The following is a 16,333-nucleotide window of genomic DNA, read 5'->3' on the forward strand; positions in this document are numbered from 1 at the left end:
AAGGCTGTGTTAAAAATTCAAGTGTTAGCGGGGGGCGAAGTCGTAGTCGTAGAAGGAGCGCGAATGGCTGTGGCCGTATTTTCGCGCCTTGCGCAAATCGACCTGGTTGAGCACCACGCCGAACACCGGCGCCTGGCTTTGCTGAAGTACCGCGAGGCCTTTTTGCACCTGCGCGACCGGTGTGCTTTCGGCTTTCACCACGTAGATGACGGCGTCCGAATGCTTGGCCAGCAACAGGGCGTCACTGACCATTTCCGCCGGTGGCGAATCGATGATGATGTGTTGATACCGGCCCTTCAGCGCCTCCAACATGCGACCCAGTCGCGGCGAACTGAGCAGATCCTGCGCCGGTGGCCGGTGAGCGGATCCATATTGCGCACGGGCCGAAGGCAGGCGCGGGGCGTCGAACGGGTCAAGCGGGGAGAGCGTCAGGCTGCCGGCCGGCAACATGTCGAGATTGCCCACGGTACGGATGCAGTCTTCGAGTTTGGCGGTGCCTGCGATCACATTCGCCAAACCTGGGTTTTCCGGTGGGAAATCGAAGTTCAGCGACAGTGTCGGTTGACGCATGTCGGCGTCGATCAACAGCACCCGCTCAAGCGACGTCAGTGAGCAGGCGAGGTTGTTGGCGATGGTGCTTTTGCCTTCACCGGCCACCGACGACGTGACCAAAACCACCTGCGCCGGCGCCTCGGTGTTTTGCAGCATGAGCCAGGTGCGCAGGTTGCGGATGGTTTCGCAGAATCGCGGGTTGTCGTTGTCTTCGAACAAGCGCGCCAGTTGCCGACGGCTTTTCTTCATCACCAACGGCACCACGCTGAGCAGCGGCACGCCGAGGGTGCTTTCGATGGTTTCATCGCTCTTGAAGGTGTTGCTCAGGGTTTCCAGCAAAAAGGCCAGCGCAATGCCAATGACGGCGGCGACCAGCGCGACAATCGCGATGATCAGGGATTTGCGCGGTTTGCTCGCTTCGGTCGGCGCAATCGCGGCATCGACGATCCGCGCCTTGGCCGAATCCATGTCGGAGGTGGCGGCGGTTTCTTTCAGGCGGGTGACGAAGGTTTCGTAAAGCGCCCGGGTGCTGTCGACTTCACGCTGGTATTCGCGCAGCTGGAATTCCTTGCGCGAGATGTCCTGGATCTGCGCCTTGTTGGTGTTGAAGGATTGGCGCAACGCGCTTTCGCTGGCGACCGCGAGCTGATACTGGCGCTCAATGCCGGCGACCACTTGCTGCACTTGCAGACGCAGGCTGCTGGCGGCGGTGCGCAATTCGGTCTGGGCCGACACCAGCGACGGGTGTTTCGGCCCGTAGCGCCCGGACAGCTCCTCGACCTTGGCTTGCGCCTTGGCCAGATCCGCCTGGAATTGCTGGATCAGAGGGTTGCTCAGCACCGCCGGCACACTCGAGAGTCGGCTGATATCGCCGTTGCTCAACGACTGCGCCTGACGGTACTGACTCTCGGCCTCGGCACGATTGCGCCGCGCGTCGATCATCCGATTGCCGGTCATTTGCAACTCGTTGGCGCTGATGGTCGCGACGCCGTCGACATCCACCAGACCTTGTTCCTCGCGATAACCCTGCAGTTTGTTTTCAGCGGCGCGCAGGTTATTGCGCAGCTCTACCAGGCGGGTGTTCATCCAACTGGTGTTGTTTTGCGAAGACTTGAGGCTGGTGTCCTGCTGGCTGTCGATAAAGCCCTGAGCCAGTGCATTGGCGGTGGCGGCCGCGAGCGCTGCGTCAGGCAGCTCGACTTCAATTTCGATCAACTGGCTCTTGCCGACGAATTTGACGCTGGTGTGCAGCATCAGGTTTTGCGTGACTTCGTTGAACACGTCCTCTTCGGTCGGCGCTGGCTTGGGCGCCGGCAGGTATTCCAGCCAGGGCAGCCATTCACCACGATTGAGCTCGGCCAGCCATTGCCGTGGCGCGAACCATGATTTGGGCTGCTGACGAGGGTCTGTGATCGGGTTGGTAGTCAGCCCAAGCTTCTTCACGGCCCGTTCGGCAAGCTCGCGCGATTGCAGCAACGCCTGTTGCGTCTGCAAATAATCAGTGGTGGTCGAACCACCGGTATCGGCGTTCTGCTGAAAACTCATCACCGGTGGTGTTTTGTCCTTGATCAGCAAGGTGGTGCTGCCGACGTACTGCGGCGTGACCATGGACAATGCGGCCGCTGCCAGCGCGCAACTGAGCAACACCAGCAAGGCGATGTTCCACTTGGCCGCCCAGACGGTTCGCCAGAGCTGAAGCAGGTCCAGGGTGTCCGACTCTTCGTTGTGCGACGCACGCAAGTGCGCCTGGAGGGGACGTTCGACGTAGGTGCTAGGGCTGTTGTCCATGATTAGAAAAAGCCTTGTGCAATGGAAATGGTGTCACCCGGGCTGATGACCGTAGTGCGGCTGATGTCGTCGATTACGGGCGGGCCACCCACGCCGCGCAGGATGGTCACGCGCTTCATAGAAGCGCGTTCGGTCAGGCCACCGCCCAGGGCAATGGCTTTTTCAAGCGTGAGTCCGGGCTGAAACGGGTAGCTGCCAGGCTTCTGCACTTCGCCATTGATGTAGAACGGTCGGTATTCGATCTGGCTGAGGCTGACCTTGGGATCGACCAGATAGCCTTGCTTCAAGCCCTCGACGATTTTCTGCTCCACCTGATTGGGCGTCAGGCCCCGGGCGACGACTTCGCCCAGGAACGGATACGAGAACGTTCCGGCATCGTTGAGGCGGATCTTCTTGAAACTCAGCTCCGGTTCGCCGAACACGGTGATGCGCAAGACATCGCCAGCCGCGAGTTTGTAGTCGGTAAGGGTTTCGGCGGCGTGGACTGCGGGAGTCAGCCACACCAGCAACAACAGGAAAACGATGCGCACATTCATGGGCCTGGCCTCTTAGAGACTGACGTCGAAACTGATCTGGAAGACGTTGCGGGTGAAGCTCTCGTTGTCGGCGTCCGAGTCGTTATCGCGAAAGCGATAACCGAGTTCGATATCCAGCCAGCGGCGCATCTTGTAGATCACCGCCAGGTTGTAGTCCTGAAGGTTGTCGCTGCGCGACTGACCCTCGTAGTCGTAGCGGCCCATGCCGGCCTGCGCCACGGTGGTGATGCGTTCCGTCCAGCCGTGGCGCCAGCCGACCTGGGTGAAGGTCGACTTCACGGCGTCAGCGCCGTCGTCACCTTCAGCCATGGCCTGGCGGGCAAGGAAGGTGAAGGTTGAATAGGTGCGCGGTTTCCATTGCAGATCCACTTGCCAGGTGGGATTGCTCAGGTCGCTGGCGCCGCTTTCGTCGAAATTCTTGCGTTCATAACCGAGCTTGAGCTTGCCGGTGGTACGGGCGCTCATGTCCCACTCGGCTCCGCCCAGCAACGCATTGGAACGGCTGCTGCGGGTGCTGCCCGATTGCAGATAATCGAACCGGGTGTGGTCGTATTCGAGCAGGCCGCGGGTGTTGCTGCCGAGGCGGTGATACCAGATGCTGGAAAAGCCGCTGGTGTTGCGCTCTTTGTCGTCGTTGATGCCGTCGGCATTGTCGTAGCGCAGTTGCGCATAACTGGCGCCGAGGTCGATTTGATTGGCGGCAGTTTTCGCGCCGAAGGTGTACACGCCGTTGACTCGGGTACTTTCGATCTTGTCGTTGATGCCGTCGACAGCTGTTGAGGTCGTGCGCTCGTACTTGCGCGCTTCAGCTTCGAGTTTCAGCCGATGGCGGTCAGTGAACTCCATGATGCTGTCGGCGCGCACGCGCTGGGCGGTGTTCGAGGCATCGTCATCCTGGTGATAGATGTAGCGCGTGGGCTCCCAGATCAGCCGCGTCGCACTGTTGCGATCCTCGGCCTTGAGCTCGAAGTAGGGCGCCAGCCGAGTGACCATCGTCGATTGAACATTGTGTTCAAGCTCACGAAAGTTATCGTCGTAGCTTTCCGACAAGCCGAACTTCGGGATGAAGTCGAAGCCGTAGACATTGATCGCTTGTGGCTCCAGGCACCAGGCCACTTCGGGGTACAGAAAGGCCAAGAGCAGGGCAGCGGGGCAGCGGGAATTCAGGGCCATGGTTCTTGGTCCGCAAAGTGGGTATCGGCGTATGGCTGAGGGGGATTGCGGGCGTTACTGTCGTTGTCGCTCAAGCAGGCTCAGCGGTACGCGGACAGGCTGTTGCCGGTTAAGAAACTGCAACAGAATCATCACGCGTTCAGCACCCAGCGATGACAGGTAGACACCTTCAAGCGGCTCCAGCGAACCTTGAACGATGTGCAAGATTTCACCGGGTTCGAGCGCGTTGGGAGTGGGGGATTCAAGCGACGTTGCACTGCGCTCGCGCAGGTGTTCGATCACCTGATCGTGGACGATGGCGGGCACATGATTGAATTCGACGATGCGGCTGACGCCACGGGTGGAGCGGATCGGGCCCCAGTTGTCATCAGCGCTGAGCTGAATGAACAGGTAACCCGGGAACAACGATTCGATAACGTTGTGCCGTTTGCCCCGCACGATGCGACTACTCATCAGCTCAGGCCGAAAGGTGGCGTAACCCTGTTGAAGCAGATTGAATTGCGCCCGCTCATCCTGGCGAGGTTTGCACTGCAATAAATACCAGTTAGAACCGCTGCGGCGACTCGTTAGCATGCTGGAATACTCCATACATAGCGAAAGTGTAAGCATGCCGAACGCACACACTTCAGTGCGTATTCATGCTTGCTGGTAGCTAGTAGGCTGATCAAGGCCAAGATGGCGAAGCCAGATGCGTTACATGTTTTTATTGGCAGGGTAAGTGTTTCAGAAATGAATCACTCGGGTCGTGCTCTAGTTGTGGATCGGGCTGTCTTCGGTGCAAAACGCGGTAATTTTCGTTTGGGCAAAGCTACCGCACGGTTTGCACATGCAACCTTTTTGAAATGTTTTTTAGATAGTCGCCTGGCAACTAACGGTGGAAGACCTGCAAGGTTCCGGCGTAGGCAAGTCAGGCAGGGAATAGTTATCGGCCAGTCATGATCGGCTGTCAAATACTAACAGTCAAAAAAAGCGCCATTTATCCATCGGTATTTTTCGTTTTGTTCAAGTCTATGTTTTATATATGGTTTTAAATTTTCAGAATTGCGCAAAACTTTTTCGATTATGCGCGGTCGCGTTCGATTGCAGGGGCTTGTCAAGTCGGTTTAGTTACTAACAATGCTTTCCCCGTTAGTGGGTGAAATAACCCAATTGTAGCTTTTCTGTGGTTTGCATGAAGTTTTGAAGCCTCGCTATCAACTCTGCTATAACCTCACAACTTCCAGTAGTTGGCACTTGCGGTACCGTTGCATGGATTAGTGGCGTCAAAGAATCGCCATTGTTTGTTTTGATCGCTGAGTCGCTCACAAACCAAGTATTAAAGGGGAAGCATTGCCATGACTATTCTCGTGACCGGTGCTACCGGGTTTATTGGCTACCACACTGTTAAGCGTTTGATTGAAGGGGGAATTGAAGTTGTCGGGATCGATAACCTCAATGCCTACTATGACGTCACGCTCAAACAGGCGCGACTCGCCGCATTGCAATCTTTGCCAGGCTTTGAATTTCACGAAATGGACATCGTCGACAAACCTGCGCTGATGGCCTTATTCGAACAGCATCGTTTTGAATACGTCGTTCACTTGGCAGCGCAGGCCGGTGTCAGGTATTCGCTGGATCAACCGGACGTCTACGGGCAATCGAATCTGGTGGGTTTTCTGAACGTGCTTGAAGCCTGTCGGCAGTTTCCTCCAGAGCACCTGATCTACGCGTCGAGCAGTTCGGTGTACGGCGCCAATCATAAGATGCCGTTCCACGAAGACGACCCGGTCGAGCAGCCGGTTTCACTCTACGCGGCGACCAAACGCGCCAATGAATTGCTGGCTTACAGCTACTGCCATCTCTATGGCTTGCGCGCCACCGGGCTGCGTTTTTTCACGGTGTACGGGCCTTGGGGGCGGCCCGACATGGCGCTGTTCAAGTTTACCCAGGCGATGATCGAGGGGCGCCCCATTGATATCTACAACGAGGGGCAAATGGCCCGGGATTTCACCTACATCGACGACATTGTCGAGTCGATCCAGCGCTTGTTGAGCAAGCCCCCTGAGGGCACGCAAGGGCGCGGCGCCAATCGGTTGTTCAATATCGGCCGCGGCAGTCCGGTCGCGCTGCTGGCGTTTATCGAGTGTCTGGAGCGGGCGCTGGGCATCGAGGCCCAGCGCAATTATCTGCCGCTGCAAGAAGGTGATGTGGTCAAGACCTGGGCCGATGTTTCGGCGCTTGGCGGGTGCATCGACTTCAGCCCCCAAGTGTCGGTTGATATCGGAGTGGCGGCTTTTGTGCAGTGGTATCGGACTTATTATCGGGTTTGAGCGAGGTAGAGCGAGCCAGTGATCACACCACAGCTTTGGCTTCAGCCTTGATAACCGATCTGCGATAAGTCAGCAATACGATGCCGGTGACCACAATCACCCCGCCGAAAACCTGCCCGGTACTGAGCATTTGATCCAGGACAATCCAGCCCATCAACAAAGTCGCCAACGGCTCGATGTTCATGACCGGCGCATTGCGTGGCATGTCCAGCCGAGGCACCGAAATGAACAGTACGATAAAACCGGTGCCGTATAACACCACAAGCGTGGCGAGAGCCAGCCATCCGGTGGAGGTCGCGGGCAGGTTCAGTCCGCTTGGGAAGGCGCCGGTCAGTCCCGCCAGATTAATGCTGCTGAAGACGATAAAAATGGTCAACAGACTGCGCGCCGAGCCACGTACCTGAGACAACTTGTGGTCGGTGATCCATAGCGCGCAGGCGAACACGCTGGCGGCGCAGAACGCGAGCGCGACGCCCAGCCCCCATTCCGGGCCGACGCTGGCCGTCGACGAAAGACGTCCGGGCACGTCCAGTACAAATACCAGCCCCACCAGAATCAAACCCATCAGCGAAGCAGTGCGTGCGGTCGGTCTCGGGCCACCCATCGCCCAGGTGAGCAACGCCAGCAGGATGGGAAAAACGTTGGCCACCAACAGAGCCAGCGCTACCGGAACTCGAGCGACGGCTGAATACAAACACAGGCTTTGCGCGGTAATCAGCAGCCCCAGCAGTAATTGCCAGCGCCAGGCACCTGCGGGCAAGCGCAGACTTTGTCGTTGCCACAGCACCAGAATGGCGAGCACCAGTAAAGTCCCTCCCGAACGCAGCAAAATCGCCAGCAACACCCCCGCGCCATCATCAAAAGCGACCCGCGCCGCCACATGGTTGCCGGCGAACGCACAGCCCATGCACAGAAGAATGATTACGGCGAGATGGCGGGGAAAGGGCGTCGGTGCAGTGTGTACAAGGTCAGGGCGGGGCATGGCAGATCTCGAACAGTGCTCGGCCATTCGGGATGGCGTGCGGGTTTTTATTATGTTGTCGTACAACTGGGGCGTTTTGTACCGCAATTGGATAGGTCGGGCAAGGCGTGCGGCGTCGGTGCCACTTTTCTACTGGGGCTCATACCGGTGGAGTGGCGCAAATGCTGGTGGAAGATCACTGCAGCACATCACCCTGCATCCTCATAGGAATAGGCAAGCATTCAAGAGGAATGCACTAGGGCCCGAGCCGATTGACCGGGAGAATGTGTCGATCTGTTACAGGGGAGTGCTCGTGCGCTCGACAAACCGCTTGAACCCCTGCGCATCACATCAACACGCTGCTTGCACCACAGGTAATTCCCATGACTTTCCCTTCTACAGAAAAACGCGGCTGGAGCGCTGTGCTGGCCATGTCGTTGGCCGCATTCGCCTTGGTCTCTTCAGAATTCATGCCCGTTAGTCTGCTGACGCCTATTGCGGCAGACCTGCACATCACTGAAGGCCAGGCAGGGCAGGGTATTTCCGTGTCCGGTGCCTTTGCGTTGATCACCAGCCTGGTGATTGCATCGATCGCCGCGCGCGTCGAACGCAAGAAGTTGCTGCTGTGCCTCACCTTGCTGATGATCGTGTCCGGCACGATCGTCGCGCTCGCGCCGGGCTACCCGTCATTCATGGCTGGGCGTGCCTTGATCGGCATCGCCATCGGCGGCTTCTGGTCATTGTCGGCGGCAACCGCAATGCGTCTGGTGCCGGCAAATCAAGTCTCCCGAGCGATGGCCATCGTCAACGGCGGTAATGCTCTTGCGACGGTAATCGCCGCCCCGGCGGGTGCCTTCCTGGGTTCGCTGATAGGCTGGCGCGGCGCATTTTTCTGTGTTGTTCCTGTCGCAGCACTGGCGGCCGTGTGGCTGATGATCAGTCTTCCGTCCTTCAAGACCGAGCGCCCAACAGGCAGCGGCAACGCCCTGCAGCTGATGAAGCAGTTGCCGGTTGCAGTGGGAATGGTCGCCGTCAGTGTATTTTTCATGGGGCAGTTCATGCTGTTCACTTACCTGCGCCCGTTTCTTGAGGGGGTGACCGGTGTCAGCGTCTCGACATTGTCTTTCATGCTGCTGGGGTTGGGACTTTCAGGTTTGATCGGAACCTTTCTGATCGAGAAATTCATCCGCAATAGCCTCTACCGCACGCTGACGGTTATCCCTCTGATCATGGCTGCCATCGCGCTGGCTTTAGTGAACTTCGGCGCATCGCCGTGGCTGACCGCGGTATTGCTCGGTCTATGGGGGCTGGTCGCTACGGCCGCTCCCGTTGGATGGTGGACATGGCTGGCGCAAACGCTTCCCGATGATGCGGAAGCTGGAGGCGGCATGCTGGTAGCCATTGTCCAATTGGCTATCGCAGGCGGGGCAATCGTTGGCGGGTTGGCGTTTGATCTGAGCGGATATAAAGCCACGTTCGAGCTCAGTGCAGCCGTGTTGGTTACCGCGTCTGCGCTTGCCTGGCTGGCGGGGCGCAGTGCGACTGAGGTTGATGTTGCCGAGTCGAACGTGACGGCCTGACATTGGCTAGTCCCGCGACGCTATCGACCGCGGCGCGGGTATCTCGGCAGTCGTGAACGTAAGTGCCTACATCCGGTGATGTTCCAGCAAGAAGTCCACGAACAATCGCACCCGCGCCGGCATTGCCGCCCCACCGACGAACACCGCATGAATCGGTTCCTGGTCCCCGGGGTTCCATGCTTTCAACAGCGCAATCAGGTCGCCGCGCTGTAAATCTTCGGTCACGCTGAACTCGCCGATACGTGCAATGCCGGCACCGACCCGCGCGAGTTGTGCCAGTGCTTCACCACTGCTGCATTCGATGTTGCCACTGACCTTCAAAGCAAACTCTTCACCATCGCGGATGAACGGCCAGTTGGGTTCGGCTCGCCTGAAGTTAAAGCGCAGGCAATTGTGCTGTAGCAGGTCTTCCGGTTCCTGGGGGGTGCCATGGCGCTGCAAATACTCGGGCGATGCCACCACCACCTGGCCGGTGTTGCCGATCCTGCGCGCGGTCAGCGGGCTGTCGGGCAGATGACCAAAGCGGATCGCGACGTCGGCCTGCCCGCCGAGAATGTCGACCACTTCGTCGCCGAGCGTGAGGTCGACGACGATGTTGGGGTAACGGGCGCTGAATGCTGCGACCAAGGGAACGATGGCGAGCCGCCCATGACCAAGGGCGGCACTGACCCGCAATCGCCCTCTGGGTACGCCTTGGTCGGCGATGGCTTCTTCGACCTCGTCCATGTCGGCCAGGATGCGCCGGGCGCCGCGCAGGAACGCTTCGCCCTCGGCAGTGAAGGTGATCGCTCGCGTGGTGCGCAACAGCAGGCGAGTGCCAAGACGTTGCTCGGTGCGCGCGATGATCCGACTGACTGCCGAGGGCGTCAGGCCCAGTGCACGCGCGGCGGCCGACAGGCTGCCTTCCTGCGCCACGGTGGTGAACACGCTCATCTCACCTGACCTGCCGTTGAAATCCACTTGTGCCTCCTACGCAAAGGTGATTGCCAAAAATGCTATCTACCGCCTGAAAAGACGGGATCGTAGCATTAGCGGCATAGATAAGGAGCTTTCCATGCGTATCAATCCACCACTCGTCGCGCTCGCCATCGGTGCCTTTGGCATCGGCGTAACAGAATTCGCCCCCATGGGCATGTTGCCGGGAATCGCTGCGGATCTGGGCGTTTCCATTCCCGCCGCCGGTTTGCTGGTCAGTGCTTATGCGCTGGGCGTACTGATCGGCGCACCGCTGATGACCCTGACCACCGGCAGGATTCCCCGGCGCTATCTGCTGATCGGGCTCATGGCGATTTTCACCCTGGGTAATCTGATGTCAGCCCTGGCCACCGATTACTACAGTCTCATGGTCGCCAGGGTGGTGACCTCACTGAACCATGGTGCATTTTTTGGCGTTGGCTCCATCGTCGCTGCCAGCGTGGTTGCCCCGGAAAAACGTGCCGGGGCAGTAGCGGCGATGTTCATGGGCCTGACTCTGGCAACTATCGGCGGTGTGCCGCTGGCCGCCTGGTTTGGCGAACTGTTCGGTTGGCGCACTGCTTTCTGGGGCATTACCGGGTTGGGTGTGTTGACCATGGCCGCGTTGTGGTTCGCACTTCCTAACCTGAAGGCGCCGCAAAGCCTCGGTGTAATGGCGGAGATTCGGGTATTGGGGCGCGGCCCGGTGCTGGGCGCGCTGGCCCTGACCGTAGTCGGCTCGAGTGCCATGTTCACAGTTTTCACCTACATCGCGCCGATCCTCAGCAGCGAGACCCATGCATCCACCGCCTTCATCACCGCCATGCTGGTGTTATTCGGTGTCGGGCTGACGCTGGGCAACATGTGGGGCGGCAAGGCTGCTGACCGCTCAATAGATCGCACGCTGATCATCTCGCTGAGCGTGCTTATCATCGTCTTGTTGGCGTTCACCGTACTGATGCGTTGGCCACTGCCGGCTGCCGTAGCCATCCTGATTTGGGGTATCGCCAGCTTTGCCTTGGTCCCGCCGCTACAGATGCGTGTCATGGAAGCCGCGAAGGACGCACCCAATCTGGCCTCGGCGGTGAACATCGGAGCTTTTAACTTCGGCAACGCGATAGGCGCAGTGCTGGGCGGAGCGGTGATCAATGCAGGTCTGGGTTATCCGGCGATTTCCTTGGCCGGAGCGGCAATGGCGGGCCTGGGGCTACTGATGGTGCTAGCTTTTGTCTGGCGCTCAAGAACGATTGAAGCAGCAGTGGTGTGACGAAGAGGAGGGGAGTGATTCGTTACCTTCGATGAGTGGCGGGACGGGTGGGGTTGCGGAAATGGCCGAAAAGATGCGGAACGACCTATAAAGAGAAAAGCCAAATTCCTGAAAGCCAGAAACGACAAAGCCCTGAATAGTCAGGGCTCGAGAGGAAGCGCCGATGTTCAGCGAGGAACAGGACGAACGCTTTGTGGTGGACGAATGGGAAACGCCAATCCTGACCTGGCTCGAAGAATCGCAGATCGGCGAGACCACCACCGGCAGTGAGGTGATGAGTCAGGCGCTCAAGCTCGATCCCGGTCATTGGGGCAAACCGGAGCAGATGCGCGTGGGTGCGATCTTGCATCGACTGGGCTGGCGACGTTTCCGTTTGGGCGCCTTGAGCAAGAGCGGCCAGCGGCCATGGGCGTACAAGAAACCGGAGGGTTGGGGCAGGGCGCCTGCGCTGGAACAACCTGAGTTCGAGGAGCCGTGCTTCGATGATTAAGGCAATCGATATGGCCCTCAAGCAATGGGCGCAGGAGCTGCACAGCGATGAGGTCGCCGCCGGTTACTCGGGCGGCAACATGGTCGCGATGATGATGGAAAGCGGTGGCCAGCTTGTGCGCGGAAGGCGCGGGAGCAGAGTGCCGCTGGAGGCCTCCCTGGACATCGAGCGCATCGTCAAGAAACGCCTCGATCCCGAGTTGATGACGGTGGTGCAAGTGCATTACTTCCAGCCTGATGCGCCTTTGGCTGCGCGTCTGGCTGAGAGTGGCTGCACACGCAACCTCTACTACCAGCGCCTGCATGACGCTCACATTGTGGTCGAGCACTTCCTCCTGGGGGAAGCGGCTTGATCGTGGGCATTACTCTGGCTCGCGCCGTCCCACCGGCCTGCCTCCGTCCCACCGCTTTTTGCGGTGGTGGGACGGGCGCAGGCCGCGTCGTTGCTGGGCTGTCCCACCGTCCCACCTTTTTCATACCTCCCGCCCGTGTATGCGTAGCGGGCATCAATGCGCGTGTTCACGCGCACGCGTGTTTTTAAATACTCTCTCTATACACGAGAAAGGAGAGATAAAAGTAGGACGGTGGGGCAAAGCCCCAATCTGCGGGGCTTTCAGACGTCCTACCTTGTTTTAGAGAGGTGGGACGTATGGGACGCCAGAAAAGCAAAAGACAGCCGGGATAGATATTCACCGACATTCGCCAGCCGTTCACCGGGCGTCGCCCACACATTCACCGGATGGCATTAAAACGGTCTTGCTGCCACCAGAATCGACCTGTAAAAAGGGGCCATCTTCGATGGGTGCGACCGCAAAGCGCGGCAGGCCACCCACCACCTGACCCGGCCATTGCGCCGGGTCTTTTTGTTTAAGGGGCAGGGCAATGACGAACGAGCAACAGGCACTGGCAGAGATGCCGATCTGGATGGTGATTGCCCTGTCCCTGGTTGGCGGTGTCTCCGGCGAGATGTGGCGCGCCGACAAGGATGGGGCACGAGGCTGGGCGTTACTGCGCCGCCTCGCACTTCGGTCCGGTGCCTGCATCGTGTGCGGCGTGTCAGCGATGATGTTGCTGTTCGGCGCGGGCCTGTCGATCTGGACAGCGGGCGCCTTGGGTTGCCTGACCGCAATGGCGGGCGCGGATGTTGCCATCGGCTTGTACGAACGCTGGGTCGCCAAGCGGCTGGACCTGAGTGAGGCCGAGCCGAAGGCTTGAGCCGGGGAGGCCGGACGGGGCGCAGATTTCACGGGTCCTCCCCGAGCGCCGCCCCCTACACGGGTTATCGAACTCGCGGAATCTCTCTAGCTGGAACCTTTGCAGGGATGTCCGTCTTTCCAAAGGGATGGGGTAGGGCATGGCACTCGGATGTCGAGTCGACCGACCGGCCCGGGCAGAAAACCGCCGGGGACCCTGGGGACTTTCGAAGGGTACGGGGTCGGAAACCCGCGGGATCGTGTTAGCGGGAGGCCCGCCAGCTTACTGAAATTTCAATCATTGAAATCTTGAAAGGATTCATTGAAAAGCCGCTGAAAAGGAGGGCTTATGAACGCAGTCACGTACCTATTCAAAAGCGCCTTCGCCGCGCACATCGGACGATCACCAACCTACCTGACCGGGCGTAAGGAAACCGGCCGGCAGGTCCTGTCTCCCCATTCGCAAGCAGGTCGATGTTCCGGCCACCGAAGCGTTGATCCGCCATACCGCCGACCCAAGCAAGGCTGCCGTCGCCGCTCGCCACCAACAGGAGCGGCTGCAGCGTGATGTTTACAGCCAAGTCGCAGTGCAATCCGAGCCTACTACCATGGCTGCGCCGTCGCTTGTGGATCTAGCCCAGGGGCAGTCTGTTGGCTTTCAAAAGGCATGTGCACATCGCGAGCATTACCTGGCGCATATGGCAGAGGTCGAACTTCGAAAAGCGCAGGGAGAACTCGTGGATATCAGTTTCGTGCAGAAGGCTGTTTGTGAAGCGGCACGTTCGCTCAATCATTTGTTGATAACCCTTTCGCCGCAATTGGCGCCCCAGTTAGCTGCCTTGTCGGCCCCATGGGAGATTGAGCGCCAACGGCTCAATGAGGCAACCGAGATATCCCGCGACGACTTCGGGATGTCTTTGGAGTAATCAACAACGCGCCACGGTGTGGTTGGGTATGTAGCGCAAAGCGATTCTTGCCCCGCACCGATGTTCGGGACGGAAGAGCGACAGCTTATGGAGGTTTCAATCATTGGAATCCTGGAAGCGTTTTTCAGAAAAAAACCTCAAATCCTCCAGCACGTCTGTGGCCGGTTTTCACTCATTTACCGTCAGCAAATCAGACAGGTCTCATATCACGAGGTAAGTGTCTTAAAGAGAATTCTCATTTCCCACGGACTCCGTTTACGAACGGTAGGTTCTGGTTGGCTTAAAAGCATGTCGCAACGACGACATTGAATGCAACCTGACGAAATGAAGGTAGGGCACGTGACTCGTAATGTAGTGAGCATTGCAGTGGTAGATCGCAAGACGATCATTCAGGCGCAGGAGCTTCGAGCCTCGACGCATGGTGAGCCACTCCGAATCAAAGCAGTTGAAGGTGGCAAGTATATTCTCGTCGAAGGAGAAACAGACTTTGCTCCGGAAAACATCACCGTAAAGCGTGTTGGTAAAGACTTGTACCTGAGTCTGGAGGGCACTGAGCTTGATCAGCCGCAGCTGATTATTGAAGGCTTTTATGACACCTCAGGTCAGGTTGTCGGTATGGCTGAAAACGGCACCTACTACCCTTATGTTGCATCCGATGCTGAGCACGATCACGAAGTTGCATTCCTAATGGAAGATGTAGCTTCGCCTCAGGTTCTAGGCGTTGAAGGGCTCAAGGGCTTCGGGCATGATCTAGTGGCGATGGCCGGGGCGGGCTTCTTGGTGCCGAGTTTGCTTGGTTTGGGAGCGTTGGGTCTTGTTGGTGTCGGCGTCGCCGCTTCGCGCGATAAAGGCGGCTCCAGTAAGCACGACCATGTTGCGCAAATCGATCCAGTATCTGGGCAGCAGCCAGAGATTGGTAATGTCACCGACAACGTCGGCGATAAGCAGGGCATCCTTTTGCCGGGTGAAACTACAGACGACACGACTCCTACGTTTAGTGGTACCGGAGACCCAGGGTCTGAGCTGAAGGTCAAAGATAACGGCAAAGAAATCGGAACAGTGATTGTAGACGAGAATGGTAACTGGGAATTCACTCCCGACATCCCTCTCGAAGACGGCCAGCATTTGATTGTTGTCGTGCCGCCAAAAGGAGGCGAGCCATCGGAAGGTTTTGACTTGGTAGTCGATACCAAGGCCCCCTCCCAAGTAATTATCGATAGCATCACTGATGATGTTGGCGAGAAGGTCGGCGTGATTGCCAACAATGGCGAGACAGATGACTCAACGCCTACACTCAATGGTCGTGCGGAAGCTGGCAGTCTAGTTTCGATATTCAATCACGGACAGTTGCTGGGCACCGTAAGGGTTGACGCCGATGGTTATTGGCAGTTCACACCTAGTGCTTTGGCTGACGGTGAGTACGTGTTTACTGCACACGCTACTGATGCAGCAGGTAACATTGGACTGCTATCCCCTCCTTATGTCATCACTATTGATACGTTAGCTCCTGAAAAACCAGAGCTTGGCGGTGACGGTCATGGCATTAGCGATGTACTGGACGATGTAGGAGTAATTCAAGGGTCAATCACTAACGGTGGCGTTACTGATGACTCGACGCCGACGCTTATCGGCAAAGGTGATCCTGGTGATACCGTCACAGTCATAGACAACGGCAAAGAAATCGGCAAAGTTGTAGTCGATGAAAAAGGAGAGTGGGCTTTTACCCCGGCTACTGATTTGACTGAGGGTGAGCACAGCATGACAGTGATTTACACTGATCCTGCAGGTAACAGCTCTGCACCGTCTGATCCATGGGTAATTAACGTTGACACTACCGCACCGATCAATCTAGGTGTAGAGAGTGCCATTGATGATGTTGGTCCAATTATCGGTCCAATCAAGGATGGTGATACTACTGATGACAACCAGCCCACCTTGGGCGGCTCTAGCGAACCAGGTGCTACGGTGATCATCATTGACAATGGTAGTGTCATCGGTGAAACGGTAGCTGATGATAAGGGACAATGGTCATTCACACCAGAACAAGCCTTGGAAGACGGTGAGCACGGTTTTACCGTAGTTATCACTGATCCTGCTGGGAATAGCTCTGCGGAGTCCGATCCTTATGTAGTGAACGTCGATACCACCGCACCTGACAAGCCGAGCATCGAGTCGGTGTATGACGATCAGGGTGATGTGCAAGGTAACCTGACTTCCGGTGATGTCACCGACGACAGCAAGCCAACCCTTAGTGGTAAAGCTGAAGCCAATGGCACCGTAATCATTTACGACAAGAATGTCGAAATCGGCCGTGCGCCGGTGGATGATAAAGGCGAGTGGACATTTACTCCCAATACACCGTTGAGCAGCGGTGGCCATAACCTGAGCGTTGCAGCATTCGACAGAGCAGGCAACGTCAGTGAAATGTCCGATAAGTTTGCGCTGATCGTGACCGCTGATGGCGCACCTGCGGCGCCAGCCATCACTGCGGTGAAAGATGACGTGGGCGCGATTACCGGCGAACTGCAAAAGAACGCGGTGACCGACGATGCTCGTCCGACTGTGGAAGGTACAGCGGAAGCGGGGGCCATCGTGTCCGTTTACA

The 16,333-nt window shown here is 57.8% G+C and carries 13 protein-coding genes and 1 pseudogene; 8 read left to right on the forward strand and 6 right to left on the reverse strand.

Going from position 1 to position 16,333, the window contains the following annotated elements:
• Positions 1 to 24 precede the first annotated feature (24 nt).
• Genes ICA16_RS26990 through rfaH form a run of 4 tightly spaced genes read right to left on the reverse strand, consistent with a single transcriptional unit; the run spans position 25 to position 4,622 of the window.
• Positions 25 to 2,340 carry a GumC family protein gene (locus ICA16_RS26990; RefSeq protein WP_210702073.1) on the reverse strand — a complete coding sequence of 772 codons (2,316 nt, stop codon included), beginning with the start codon at positions 2,338 to 2,340 and terminating at the stop codon, positions 25 to 27.
• Between the two features lie 2 nt (positions 2,341 to 2,342).
• Positions 2,343 to 2,876: a polysaccharide biosynthesis/export family protein gene (locus ICA16_RS26995; protein WP_150603213.1), complete on the reverse strand. Its 534-nt coding sequence runs from the start codon at positions 2,874 to 2,876 to the stop codon at positions 2,343 to 2,345.
• A 12-nt stretch (positions 2,877 to 2,888) separates the two neighbouring features.
• Positions 2,889 to 4,049 (reverse strand): outer membrane beta-barrel protein, encoded by a 1,161-nt coding sequence (locus ICA16_RS27000; RefSeq protein ID WP_210702074.1) that lies wholly within the window; start codon positions 4,047 to 4,049, stop codon positions 2,889 to 2,891.
• 54 nt (positions 4,050 to 4,103) lie between these two features.
• Positions 4,104 to 4,622, reverse strand: coding sequence for a transcription/translation regulatory transformer protein RfaH (gene rfaH / locus ICA16_RS27005; RefSeq protein WP_150591668.1), 519 nt, complete (start codon positions 4,620 to 4,622; stop codon positions 4,104 to 4,106).
• 761 nt (positions 4,623 to 5,383) lie between these two features.
• Here rfaH and ICA16_RS27010 point away from each other — a divergent pair.
• Positions 5,384 to 6,358, forward strand: coding sequence for an NAD-dependent epimerase/dehydratase family protein (locus ICA16_RS27010; RefSeq protein ID WP_210702075.1), 975 nt, complete (start codon positions 5,384 to 5,386; stop codon positions 6,356 to 6,358).
• A 22-nt stretch (positions 6,359 to 6,380) separates the two neighbouring features.
• Here the strand turns inward: ICA16_RS27010 and ICA16_RS27015 are convergent, their stop codons facing one another.
• Positions 6,381 to 7,340: an EamA family transporter gene (locus ICA16_RS27015; protein ID WP_210702076.1), complete on the reverse strand. Its 960-nt coding sequence runs from the start codon at positions 7,338 to 7,340 to the stop codon at positions 6,381 to 6,383.
• 362 nt (positions 7,341 to 7,702) lie between these two features.
• Here ICA16_RS27015 and ICA16_RS27020 point away from each other — a divergent pair, with 362 nt between their 5' ends.
• Positions 7,703 to 8,899: an MFS transporter gene (locus ICA16_RS27020; RefSeq protein ID WP_210554651.1), complete on the forward strand. Its 1,197-nt coding sequence runs from the start codon at positions 7,703 to 7,705 to the stop codon at positions 8,897 to 8,899.
• Positions 8,900 to 8,965: 66 nt separating this feature from the next.
• Here the strand turns inward: ICA16_RS27020 and ICA16_RS27025 are convergent, their stop codons facing one another.
• Entirely contained in the window at positions 8,966 to 9,859 is an 894-nt protein-coding gene (locus ICA16_RS27025) for a LysR family transcriptional regulator (RefSeq protein WP_150603207.1), read from the reverse strand.
• Positions 9,860 to 9,953: 94 nt separating this feature from the next.
• Between ICA16_RS27025 and ICA16_RS27030 the strand changes: the two genes are divergently transcribed.
• The 6 genes and pseudogenes from ICA16_RS27030 to ICA16_RS27055 all read left to right on the forward strand — a co-directional run.
• Entirely contained in the window at positions 9,954 to 11,120 is a 1,167-nt protein-coding gene (locus ICA16_RS27030) for an MFS transporter (RefSeq protein ID WP_210702077.1), read from the forward strand.
• Positions 11,121 to 11,268: 148 nt separating this feature from the next.
• A pseudogene (locus tag ICA16_RS27035) lies at positions 11,269 to 11,610 on the forward strand (VapE domain-containing protein); the annotation flags it as partial.
• Positions 11,603 to 11,962: a PA0613 family protein gene (locus ICA16_RS27040; RefSeq protein WP_210702078.1), complete on the forward strand. Its 360-nt coding sequence runs from the start codon at positions 11,603 to 11,605 to the stop codon at positions 11,960 to 11,962. The pseudogene ICA16_RS27035 and the gene ICA16_RS27040, both read left to right, overlap by 8 nt.
• A 529-nt stretch (positions 11,963 to 12,491) precedes the next feature.
• Positions 12,492 to 12,824 (forward strand): phage holin family protein, encoded by a 333-nt coding sequence (locus tag ICA16_RS27045; protein WP_093099977.1) that lies wholly within the window; start codon positions 12,492 to 12,494, stop codon positions 12,822 to 12,824.
• 586 nt (positions 12,825 to 13,410) lie between these two features.
• A complete protein-coding gene (locus tag ICA16_RS28270) occupies positions 13,411 to 13,728 on the forward strand; it encodes a hypothetical protein (RefSeq protein ID WP_228734232.1) in 318 nt (105 codons plus the stop codon).
• Between the two features lie 309 nt (positions 13,729 to 14,037).
• The coding region (locus tag ICA16_RS27055; protein ID WP_210702079.1) for an Ig-like domain-containing protein at positions 14,038 to 16,333 on the forward strand (2,296 nt) is incomplete at its 3' end.

This window comes from Pseudomonas anatoliensis (assembly GCF_017976235.1).
GTDB classification, from domain to species: domain Bacteria; phylum Pseudomonadota; class Gammaproteobacteria; order Pseudomonadales; family Pseudomonadaceae; genus Aquipseudomonas; species Aquipseudomonas anatoliensis.